Source organism: bacterium (genome assembly GCA_024228115.1).
GTDB lineage: Bacteria > Myxococcota_A > UBA9160 > UBA9160 > UBA6930.
This window is the reverse complement of the sequence record JAAETT010000070.1, coordinates 1-1,749: the sequence shown is the minus strand read 5'-3', so window position 1 is coordinate 1,749 and position 1,749 is coordinate 1. Positions and strand designations below refer to the sequence as shown.

Genomic DNA, 1,749 nt, shown 5'->3' with positions numbered 1-1,749 from the left:
GCCTCAGGGGCGCGCCGAGCTGCGGATCGCTGCCGAGGCCTCCACCCGCCAACGATTCAATCGGGCCATCGAACAACTCGCCGCCTGACCCGGACCGATACCCTCAGGGGCCCGGATCCAATGACGGATTGGGGCTAGGTGCATCCTCTGGCCCGAATCCTCCCCTGCCAAAGCGTTCCGATCCAATCCCGACGAACAGGATGAACCATGCCGGGCATCGATTTCTCCTCCCATGACCCCGATTTCAGTCAAGAGCAGATCGACCAATGCACGCGAATCATCGGTGGTCTGAGAGAGATCAACAGCAGGATCGTGCGCCTGGGCGGATCCCTGGAGGCCCTGACCTCTGCCGGAGATCGAGTGGAGGCCCTGCTGGCTTCGCTGGACGAGGTGACCCAGGCCAGAGCGATGGAGTTCCGATTCGAGCTCGATCCAGCGGATCCCAACGGCGTCCTCCCGTTCAATGCGGCCACCGGGGAGTTCAACCCCATTGCGCCGACGGTGAAGATGACCCTGGAGGGAGACCAGCTCGTCGCTGACTGTACGTTCTCCAACTGCCACGAGAGCGGGCCGGACACGGTGCAGGGGGGCCTGGTCGCAACGGTCTTCGACGAGCTCCTGGCCATCGCCATGATGACGAAGGGAAAGGCCGGGCCCACACTCTGGATCAAGGCGACCTTCCTGAAGCCGGTTCCGCTCGGCGAAGCGCTTCGCTTCGAAGCCGACGTAGCTGCCAGCGATGGAAAGAAATTCATCGGCAAGGGAAGCTGCTACCGCGGAGACACGAAGATCACCGAGGTCGAGTGCCTGATGCTCGGCGCCTACGACATCCCGGTGCTCGACATCGACGCAGCGTAGAGCCAACATCCGCCAGGTTGGCCGAGCCGGTCGATCTCGAATCGCTTCGGCAGGAGGAGGAAAGCCGTGTCCAGGGAACGCGTAGAGATGCTCTCCCCGGAGGACGCAGCGAGAGCGGCCAGCCAGGTGGATCTTCACGAGCTCATCCCGAAGCTCAATATCTTCCGGACGATCTTGCATCGCCCCCGGACCGCCAAGGCGATCTCGGATCTGATCCTCTCGCTGATGTTCGAGGCGGAGCTCGAGCATCGCTTGCGCGAGCTCGTCATCATGCGCATCGGCTGGGTGACCGGGTCCGAGTATGAATGGGCGCAGCACTGGCCCCTGGCCCAGGAGATGTTCGGCTGCACGAGCGAGGAGCTGGTGGCGCTGCGCAGCTGGCGGGGCTCCGAGCTCTTCGATGAGCGCGACCGTGTCGTGCTCGACGCCACCGATGAGCTCCTCGAAACGGGCGACCTCTCTGACGAACGCTGGGCGCGATGTGAGGCCACGCTGGGCCGTGAGGCGAGCATCGATCTCGTCTCTGCGGTGGCGACGTGGCGGCTGGTATCGATCCTGGCCCGGGGGCTCCGCGTTCCCCTGGAAGAGGGACGTGACTCGTGGCCTCCCGACGGCAAGGCATCGCCGGCGGAGGCCAGGGGGCCGGTCTTGGAATGACGACGATGGACTTCGATCAGAGTAGACACAAGTGGCGTGAAGTGACCGGCGAGCCGGGGGATTCCTACCTGGTTCACCACTGGTACACCATCCTGGGTGTAGACGCTCACTCAGAAGCGTAGAAATCTGATCATTTGGCCGGGGGGCGACGCAGCCCGCCGTTCCGGATTCCGATTCAGATCTTCCGGGTCGAAAGGTCCTTGACCCAGGGCGAACGCCCTCCCGGCTCGACCG

General features: G+C 64.0%; 2 protein-coding genes. Both read left to right on the top strand.

Going from position 1 to position 1,749, the window contains the following annotated elements; all coding sequences use genetic code 11:
• Positions 1–207 precede the first annotated feature (207 nt).
• Positions 208–858 (top strand): hypothetical protein, encoded by a 651-nt coding sequence (locus tag GY937_03970; protein MCP5055865.1) that lies wholly within the window; start codon positions 208–210, stop codon positions 856–858.
• A 66-nt stretch (positions 859–924) separates the two neighbouring features.
• Positions 925–1,515: a carboxymuconolactone decarboxylase family protein gene (locus GY937_03965; protein MCP5055864.1), complete on the top strand. Its 591-nt coding sequence runs from the start codon at positions 925–927 to the stop codon at positions 1,513–1,515.
• Positions 1,516–1,749 lie beyond the last annotated feature (234 nt).